Here is a 9,001-nt window from a genome sequence, read left to right as displayed (position 1 = left end):
ACGACTACGACCACCTGCGTCGATGGCTGCGCAAGCGCGGCATCACCCACCGCATCGCACGCAAGGGCATCGAATCTTCCACGCGACCGGGCCGCCACCGCTGGACGATCGAGCGCACCATGGCCTGGCTCGCCGGCTGCCGTCGGCTCCACCGCCGCTACGAGCGCAAGGTTGAACACTTCCTGGCCTTCACCGCTATCGCCTGCACCCTCATTTGCTACCGCCGACTCGCCAAATGAGACGACGCCTTAGTACCCAACTCAGCGTGCGTGAGAGGGCCGCGCTTCTTGCGCCAGGTCCGCAGTTCATGACCGAACCAGTCACGCGGAGACGCGTCCGGAGTCAACTGCTTCTCGGGTCTTGGCATGGGCTGTTCCTCGCTCGCGAAACGGAATCTCGAGGTTTCCGAATCATGATCTGCACGCAGTTCTGTCGGCCTGGCTCAATGGTTGCTCACGGCCGCCACCCCAGTACACACCGCATCCGGCGCCGGTTGGAGAGATTTCGTCGAACGAGGGACTCCCCGTGAAGGCAGACCTGATGGAGGCGCAACAGCCCGTTGCGGAAGGCACTTGCGCTGCGGTCCGGACGCGTTCCGGAGCATGCGAAATCGACGTCGCGCTGACAGCCGCTGCCGTCTCGGGCGCGAGCTCCCCGTCGCCCTGCCGGAGCCAGGCGATTGAAGACACCTCGTGGTGGCCCGGTCTCCGGTGGACGGGCGGGGAGCGCCCTCTTGAGGGCTACTGCCAATCGACCGCGGTCGCGCCCGGGGTGACTCGGTACACCTCGCGGCCCACCACGGAGTTGATGATGGAGGCACCCCGCCACGATGCCAGGCTGAGCACCAGGTCACTGATGCCATGGCTGCTCTGCGCGAACCCCTGGACGTAGACGCGGTGGTCACTCGGGCCATCGAAGTCAACGGAATAGTCGGCATTCGTCTGGAATTCGCCATCCACGATGGCGAGCCGTTCCTGAATTGGCTTCAGGTATTCGGGAACTTGATTACTGTATCCAGTGCAGAGTATGACGAGGTCCGCCGGGACCCGCTCGACCTTGCCCCGGTTCAGGTCGTGCAGGTCGACGACGTAGTGGGAACCCTCTTGAGTGAGGCCAACGGCACGACGGCCGGTGAGGAGTCGATGCCGCATGTCCGACTGGATGACATGGTCCAAGTGGTAGAGCCTTCGGTAAAGGGAACCCATCAGGGAGTCTGTGATCCCGTCGACGCCGGCGTTCCGCTGTTCCCGCAGGATATCGGCGCGGCGTTGCGCGGGCAGCTCGTTGAAGTACCTCAGGAAGTTCGAGGAGAACCATTCGTCGGTGAACGGCGAGTCGTCCAACGGCTGGAAGTTGGGCCCGCTGGAGGTCCATGTCAGTGACGAGGGCAGGGATCGTTCGTCGGACACCATGTGATTGACCACCTCGGCGCCGCTCTGTCCCGCGCCGATGACCACGACCCGCCGCCCCTTCCACTCAGGGCGGAGCGGGACCAGGTCGCTGCTGTGCAGAACGCTCTTCCCCATGAAGGGTTTCGCGAACATCGGTACCTGCGCCTCCGACCCCGACGCGAGCACCAGGGACCGGGTTACGGAAGAGCCGCCCCCGTTCAATGCGATGCGAAATCCGTCGGCGGTCATGGAGACGGATTCCACCCGCTTCCCCCATTGAATGGAGGGTAGCTGCGCGGCCGTCCACTGAAAATACTGCTCGAATTCCCGGCGCGAGCAACTCAACCCGTTCGCCTCCAGGAACCTGAAGGCCCGGCCTTTTTGGACGAGGAAGTTCAGGAAGGAGAACTTGCTCGTGGGGTCGACCAGGGTGACGAGATCCCTGAAGTGCGTCACGGTCAGCTGGGAGTCCGGCAGCATGAGTCCCGAATGCCACCGGAACTCCGGTTTGGAATCGAAGAACTGAAATTTGACTTCAGGTATCGGCTCGGACAGTGCTGCGATGCTCAGGTTGGCCGGCCCGACGCCGATTCCGGCGAGATCGTACTTCTGCATGCCGTCTACTCTCGTTCCAAGAACTGTGTGCCGACTACAGTCGAATGTCCGACTCAGTAGCGCCTTTGCTCTGCCCGATGCGCCGCTACGAACCGGACCGGACCGTGGCCTGTTCGTCCAACGAGTCGCGGAGAAAAGACAGTTTCGAGTAGAAGCTGCGTTCGGCACCAATGCCCTGCTTGGCGATGAAGGTCCTCAGCAATTCGGTCAGCCGGTTCATCTCGGCGTCGATCGACGAGGCGTCCATACCGGCATGCCAACGCGTCTTGAGGTACTCGATCTCGACCTGTCGCAGCTTTCGCCCGCCGGTGTGGCTGATGGTCACCTCGTCGGTCTCGATCCCGAAGTAGTGCCCGGTGACGACGGACTGTATGTTGAGGTCGAATCTGGTGCGACGGAAGGTCGGCAGCTTCTTGAAGCGCAGGTCCGGAAACTCCCGGGCGAGGTACCCCTCGAAGTCCGCCCCGGGGACGTCCACGTCCCAGCGGAACGCCTCTTTGCGCCGCAGCGCATCCTCCGGGAACGTCTTCATCTTGAGGTGGTACTTTCCGTTCGGGCGCTGCTGGAAAGCGTAGTGACCTGATTTGTCGGCGGGCGCCAGCACCTCGAAGTTGTGCTGCACCAGGTGCCAGCGGGTCAGTTCGTAACCCGGGTCCGTGATGAAGCCGGGGAAGTCGCCGTTCTCCACGGCAGCCCACATGCCCTTGGTGAGCGACCAGATGGACGCCTCGTCGAGAAGAGTGATCTTCTGCTCGATCTCGATTCCGTCCTCGTACTCGACGAATCCGTCACTCTCCATCCGCACTCTGTCCTGCATCGCGGTGGAGTGCTCGAATGCCTGCGCCACGAGGTCCGACAGGGGGGTCTCATGTGCGTGATCGAACTGGGCGACCCGGACGAATAGCACGCCGGACGTCCGCACCCGGGCACACATGAGTACCTCGGTGTAGGGCTGTGCGTCCGCCGTATGCGTCCGCAGCAACATTTCGGGCCCGAGGTGAGAGAGGTCGACTCGAAGAGAGCTGTGCTCTTCCTGCCATGCGCCGGTGGCCTCCCGCAGGTACGCGAAGAATGCCGCGGTGAACTCATTGGGTCCCCAGACCCCGACCGGCGCCGGCGGCGGGGCGAGCGTGCCGGTGCGTCCGATGGGGCCGAACAGTGACACGTTCCGTGTGACGGTGTCTTCGGAGCGGAGATACTCCAGAGCACGTGCTTCGTTCCCCGTTTGCGCCGCGAGTTCGGCAACGATCTGCGGTGCGTCAGGAGTCGGCGCAACCGAATACTGATGCGCAACGTCCGCGACGACCAGGTAGCGTGTGACCACCGCGGCCGGGCTTTCATCGCTTGCGGTCAAGTGCGTAGTCATTGCATACCCCTCAGCAGTGCTCGTGCAGACGTTCTCGAACTTCGGGCGAGCCGAACACCGCTCGGTGCTCACTCGGTCACTTTCCCTTCCTGCCCTACACGCTGGCTAGCCGTTGCCTGTTGTCCTTTCACAGAGGCACCGGCCTTCCGGAGACGCAGGACCCACACCACCCAGACCAGCACGGCGCCGGCCATCAGGACCAGACCGGGAACCCAGTACAGGGCGGGACGCATATGGCCGGCGGCGGCGTAGACAGCGGCGGACAGCGGAATCGAACCGGCGATGAACATGCGCATGGTGGAGTTCACACGACCAGCGATGTCGATGGGTATGACGTTCTGCCGGTACACAATGGAAGTGACATTGATGGCACCGGTGGCGAAGGCATGCAGGGCATAACCCACGACCTTCGCGCCTATCCCGGGTATGCACAACACGGCCAAGGAGACGACGTGCAAGGACTGGCAGGCCAGAATGCGTCTCTCGGGGGTGGACCGAGGGAGCAGACGAGAAGCCAGCCGATTGGCGGCCCCCGACAGCAGCGATCCGGCCGTAAGGATCAGTGACGACACCAGGGCCACGAGACCGTACTGCTCGAACAGGGTCACCAGCACGATCTCTATCTGGCCGGAGGCCAGGTTCATCAGCGACAGGCTCGTCACCAGCCAGAAGATCTCGGGACGCCGCAGCCACGCGAGGCCGATGACCAAGTCGGCCTTGAGGGTGGAACGCGACGGACCCGGCCTGGCACGGGGAAGCCCGTGGGCGATACATCCCGCGGCGGCATAGCACAAGGCCGTGCACGCCAAAGCGAACGTCGGTCCGGAGACGGACACCGTCAGACCGCCGACCAGCATGCCGAATGCTCGCGAGTACTCGATCACGGCGCCGAGCCTGGCCGCCGCGTGAGGGCGCTCCGTCCGGCTGAACAACTGTGGGACGAGGACGAACTGCCCGGCGATACTGCTGGCGACACCGCCGAAGCCCGACAAGAGCAACATCACCGACAGGACGGAGAGGTTGTCGGGGGTGAAGGCCACCACCGCCAGACACAATGCCTGCTGGAACTGAGCCGCTATGAACACGGCGGACCTGTCGAACCGGTCGACGACGGACCCGATCAGCGGAGAGACGGCGTAGGCAAGAGCCCGCAGGGCGAAGGTCAACAGGGACGCGGACACCGACCTGCTCTCGGTCAGAACGACGAGAGGGACCACAATGCCGAGTTGCCAGTCAGCGATCTTGGACAGAGCGGAGGAGGTGAGGAGCCTGCGCAGGGTGGCACGCTCGGCGGGGGCGAAGTGTGCCTCGGCACTCGGCTCCGGTCCGGCAGGCTCAGCCATCGCCGGACACCGTGAGGCGGAGTGTCATCCGGGACGCCTCCGGACCGCCGTGGGGCTCAGGTGGCACAGGTGCTCCTCGGAGGCGCGGCACGGTCCTCCGCGCGGACGATGAGGTGCGGCAGGACGGACTCCAGGACTGCCTCCAGCTCCGCGCGGTCCCGGCCGGTGATGACGACCTTGTGCGCGTAGTCGGTCATGTGGCGGCTCCGGGTGGCCCCGGTCTGGAAGGCGAAGTCGTACGCGGCCACTCCCTGCAGCGTCTTCACCTGCGGGACGGGCCGGTCGTCGCCATGAGGGGAGCGGTAGATCCACACCACGCCGGCGGCGTTCGTCACGTCGGGCAGGAGATCGGGGAGCGTCGGTGCGAGGCCGCACTGCAACTCGACGGAGGCGCGGACGATGTTGACGTCGTAGGTCCTGCGAATGGTCTCGTCTATGCTGCCGCCAGCCGGCCGTGCCGCGGCCTCGCAGAAGACGAGTTCGCCACTGGGGCGCCGGATGAACTCGATGTGTGTGACGCCCGATGTCAGTCCGAGGATGCGGATGGTCTCCTCCGCCTCCCGGATCACCTCCTCGCGCACCGGGCCGTCGGTCAGGAGGAAGCTGCCGTTGTAGGCGACGTGCCGGTAGTTCGCGCACGGTGTGAGGTATTCGGACGCCGCGGAGAACAGCACCTTCCCGTCGTGCACCACCGAATCGCAGTGGTACATGGTGCCGTCGACGTACTCCTCGATCTCCAGGCCGTCGCCGTCGAGGGCCAACTCGCGGACGGCGTGTTCGGCCTCGTCCCTCGACTGGACGATTCTGACCTGCATGGCCCCCATGCCCATGCGGCCCTTCACGACGCTGGCTCCCTGCCAGCCGAGCACCGGGAGGGGTTCGTCCGGCGAAAGTTTCACATACCGGGGAAGGCCGGAGTATCCGCCTTCCGCGAGGACGTCCTTCATCAGAAGCTTGTCCCTGAACCGGAGCGTCTCCTCGACCCCCATGCCGCCGAGAGCGAACTCCTCACGGATTCTCGCGACCCGCAGCACATCCTTCTCGTGCAGCGCGACCACGCTGTCGATGCGCTTCTCTCGCGCCAGCCAGCGGGCCACGGTGTCCAGGCGTGCGTCGTCACGCATGTCGAGCACCGCCGTGGTGCCGAACGCGGCCGGTTCGTAGCCACGCACGCCACCGCCGTACACCCTGGTGATCAGATGGCGCTCGGACGCCGGGGCCGGCAGGTAGGAACCGCGCGGGCCGGTCGCCCAGTCCAGGGGGTGGCGGTTGATGAACAGCGTCCTCACGAAAGCTCGGCCCCCCGAGTAGTCGCGCGGGCCGCGGACGACCGCCGTGCCTGTTCGACCCACCTGGTGGGCGATGCCTCGGTCAGCAGGGGCACGCCGAGTTCCGCGGCCAACTGCCGCGATGCCTCGGCGAAGCGCTCATCGCCGCATACGACGACCGCGGGAGACCGGGACGCGAGCACGTCGGCCGCGAGACGTTGCACACCGTTGTCGTGGAGTGAGTCCACGACGAACAGTTCGTCCTTGAAATCTCGCACCGCGGGCACGAACGTATCGGCACGATGGTGCAGGAAAGAGATCGGCTCATCGCTTTCCCGCACACTGTGCAGCATGGCCGGTGAAGCGGCCAATACCACGAAAGTCATGGTTACCCTCCTTGTCCCGTCGCCACACCGGTCGCGACGGACGCGGTCCCAAGCTAAAGGCGTTCACGCGCCTGGCAAGCGTTGTCTTGTTGTCGGCCGGGAACGGGCAACAGCGCGAAGGGCACAAGTGCGGGGCGGAGGTTATGCGTGAAGCCCCTGGTAGGAACGGGTCTGCGAAGATCAGGTTTCGGCCGAGAGGCTTCACGTGCCGTCCAGCATCACCTGCACCGCTGTCCTCGATGTCCGCAGGGGGACCGTCGAGCATCTCGCGATGCTGCTGCGCGAGCACCGCAGGCGGCTCGGCACCCGCAAGAACACCCGCGCTCTGGGCGTCTTCAAGCAGCCGTGAACTCACCGAGCCGGACCGGACGTTCAACGCGGTGATCCGCGGCGAGGCCCAGGCCCGCGAGCGGCTTGAGGAGTTCGACGCCAAGGGGGGTGGCAGGTACGGCAGTATCGCCACCGCCTGGGAACGGGCCTGGAGCGAGTTCGTGCCCTTCCTCGCCTTCCCCAACGAGCAGGCAGCGCTCAAGAGGATCTACCTCGCCACCCTCGCCCTCGACCCCTCGGGGTCGCGGCCGCAAGCGCTGGAGCAACAAGTGGAAGAAAGCCCTCAGCGGGTTCGACCAGCTCTTCGACGGCCGGCTTACCGCCGGCCGGGTGCAAGCCAGTCAGAGCAACAAAAAGCCACTACGCCAAAGGGCCTGAAAACACCCAAATCATAATCATGATATACCCCCGTCACGAGACATTACCGAGAAGGGTTCAGTGGGGGAGGGGGTTGTTTGACGCATTCGATCGCGAAGGCGCGGAGGATCGCGTCGAACTTGTAGTAGGGGGTGCCGCCCGAGATGAGGTGAAGGTTGGTCAATTCGTCCAGGGATCTGCGGGTGGCCGGGATGTCCTGGCCGAGGAGGAGGGAGGCTTCCTGGGTGGTGAAGGGGCCGTGCATGCCGACTCCGAGGAGGCGGAAGACCTGAGCGGCTTGTGGGGTGAGTGTCCGATAGGAACCGTTGAGGAGGGCGCGGAGGGCTGTTGCGTTGTCCGAGCCGGCGGAGAGGAGGGTGAGTAATGGCATGGCGTCGTGGCCCGCGAGTGCTTCCCAGGTGTTGTGTGTTTCCCATCGGGCGGCGGCGACGCGAATGGGCAGGGGGAGCCGGCAGGCGAGTTCGGTGATGCGGCGCATGGTGTCGGCAGGGAGCGGGGAGCTGAGGAGTTGTGTGAGGAGGTTGATGCTTTCGTAGGGTGTCATCGGGCCGAGCGTGACGCGGCGCACTCCGTCGCGGGCTATCAGCCCGGGCATCCGGTTGCGGCTGGTGACGAGTGCCGCGCATCCGGCGGCGGCAGGCAGGAGCGGTCTGATCTGTTCCGCGTCGGCCGCGTTGTCGAGCAGGATCAGCAGGCGCCGTCCGGTGAGCCGGGTGCGGAAGAGGGCGCCGAGGGTGTGGAGGTCGTCGGTGAGGTGGTCGGGGTCCTCGCCGAGGGCCGCGAGGAAGCGGCGAAGCAGTTGGCCGGGGTGGGCCGGGTCGCGGGTCAGGGTGAAGCCGTGCAGGTCGGCGAAGAGCACGCCGTCGGGAAACGCGTGCCGGACGCGGTTGGCCCAGTGCACCGCGGTGGTGGTCTTCCCGGCTGCCACGGGGCCGTCGATGAGGACGACGGGCGCGGAGTTGTCCGTGTTGTCGGAGGGCAGAAGCAGGGTGTCGAGTTGTTCGACAACGTTTTCCCTCCCTACGAAGTCCGTGACGACATGGGGGAGTTGGGACGGTATGGGGGCCTTCGAGGCTGCTGTGGGGGGTTGTCGGGTGCGGGGTGAGCGACGGCCGAGTTCGATGAGTGCGCCGCCTGCTTCGAGTACCTCGTCACAGCGTTGGACGAGGTATTCCGTCGCACGCTTGGTCCCCTTCTCCACGCGGCTGAGGTGGCTTTTGCTGTAGTTCACCTTCTCGGCGAGGCTGGTGAGCGAGATGCCCCGTGCCATGCGCAGCTCACGCAGCGCGACCCCGAACGGCTGGGTCTGAGTCAGCGAAGTCATCGTGGTCAAAATGGTTCCCTCCATGAAGAAACGCTGTGCCGAGGCCCGTGTCGGTGCTCACGGCTGATCTGGCCGCCAAGGGCGTCTCCCCGGTGGAGGCAGCGAGCCTCCCGTCACCCGCGGCAGGCCGAAAGGGACCGCGTCAGGCCGGCGCCGGACCGGAGCGGGGTCGAGGACGGGGCCGCCTCCGCGGGTGATACCGGATGAACTGTGGTCGCGCAGCGGGTCGTTGCCGTCGGCCCTGCCGCGCCGCACACCTCCCCCCGGACGCAGGCGGCCGGAGCGCGGTCCGGCATTCGCGATCCGACCCCGCTGACACGCAGAGGGCGAGATACGCAGCGGCCGAGATATGCAAGGGGGAGTGAGAAATGCGCAATACGCTGTGCAAGTTCCGGTCTCGTTGTTCTCAAACTTCAGCCGGTGCGCGGAAAACGTGTGGCTGGTCGACTGGAATGTCCGATGAGTCGGGCAGTGCGCTATTCACCGATGTCGAATGAAAGTGTGGTCACGTCACTCGACACCGAAAGCGCTCGTCCCGTCGGCAGCGAGTTCGAGGCGCCGTCTTCTTTCCCTTGCCGCGACCGGAATGGACGCCGTTGC

7 protein-coding genes and 2 pseudogenes are annotated in these 9,001 nt (G+C 65.4%); 3 read left to right on the top strand and 6 right to left on the bottom strand.

Features of this window, described 5'->3' with window-relative positions:
* The coding region (locus ACFPIH_RS12275) for a transposase (protein WP_381174280.1) at positions 1–239 on the top strand (239 nt) is incomplete at its 5' end.
* Positions 240–740: 501 nt separating this feature from the next.
* On the opposite strand, the gene ACFPIH_RS12270 is transcribed toward ACFPIH_RS12275, so the two are convergent.
* The 5 genes from ACFPIH_RS12270 to ACFPIH_RS12250 form a co-directional block, all read right to left on the bottom strand.
* The gene (locus tag ACFPIH_RS12270) at positions 741–2,006 is read right to left on the bottom strand and encodes a lysine N(6)-hydroxylase/L-ornithine N(5)-oxygenase family protein (RefSeq protein WP_381174278.1); all 1,266 of its coding nucleotides are present in this window, start codon (positions 2,004–2,006) and stop codon (positions 741–743) included.
* Positions 2,007–2,091: 85 nt separating this feature from the next.
* Complete coding sequence (locus tag ACFPIH_RS12265) at positions 2,092–3,372, bottom strand: hypothetical protein (RefSeq protein WP_381174276.1); 1,281 nt, start codon at positions 3,370–3,372, stop codon at positions 2,092–2,094.
* A gap of 68 nt (positions 3,373–3,440) precedes the next feature.
* Positions 3,441–4,715, bottom strand: a complete 1,275-nt coding sequence (locus ACFPIH_RS12260; protein ID WP_381174274.1) for an MFS transporter — start codon at positions 4,713–4,715, stop codon at positions 3,441–3,443.
* A 56-nt stretch (positions 4,716–4,771) separates the two neighbouring features.
* Positions 4,772–6,004, bottom strand: coding sequence for an ATP-grasp domain-containing protein (locus tag ACFPIH_RS12255; RefSeq protein WP_381174272.1), 1,233 nt, complete (start codon positions 6,002–6,004; stop codon positions 4,772–4,774).
* Positions 6,001–6,369 (bottom strand): hypothetical protein, encoded by a 369-nt coding sequence (locus ACFPIH_RS12250; RefSeq protein ID WP_381174270.1) that lies wholly within the window; start codon positions 6,367–6,369, stop codon positions 6,001–6,003. Before ACFPIH_RS12250 ends, ACFPIH_RS12255 begins: the two co-directional genes overlap by 4 nt.
* A 205-nt stretch (positions 6,370–6,574) precedes the next feature.
* Here ACFPIH_RS12250 and ACFPIH_RS12245 point away from each other — a divergent pair.
* A pseudogene (locus tag ACFPIH_RS12245) lies at positions 6,575–6,712 on the top strand (IS5/IS1182 family transposase); the annotation flags it as partial.
* A gap of 49 nt (positions 6,713–6,761) precedes the next feature.
* Positions 6,762–7,077: pseudogene (locus ACFPIH_RS12240) on the top strand (hypothetical protein); the annotation flags it as partial.
* A gap of 43 nt (positions 7,078–7,120) precedes the next feature.
* Here the strand turns inward: ACFPIH_RS12240 and ACFPIH_RS12235 are convergent.
* Positions 7,121–8,401: a helix-turn-helix domain-containing protein gene (locus tag ACFPIH_RS12235; protein WP_381174265.1), complete on the bottom strand. Its 1,281-nt coding sequence runs from the start codon at positions 8,399–8,401 to the stop codon at positions 7,121–7,123.
* Positions 8,402–9,001 lie beyond the last annotated feature (600 nt).

Origin of the sequence: Streptomyces vulcanius (assembly GCF_042653945.1) — a bacterium.
Taxonomy (GTDB): Bacteria; Actinomycetota; Actinomycetes; order Streptomycetales; family Streptomycetaceae; genus Streptomyces; species Streptomyces mangrovi.
This window is presented reverse-complemented; position numbering and strand designations above follow the sequence as displayed.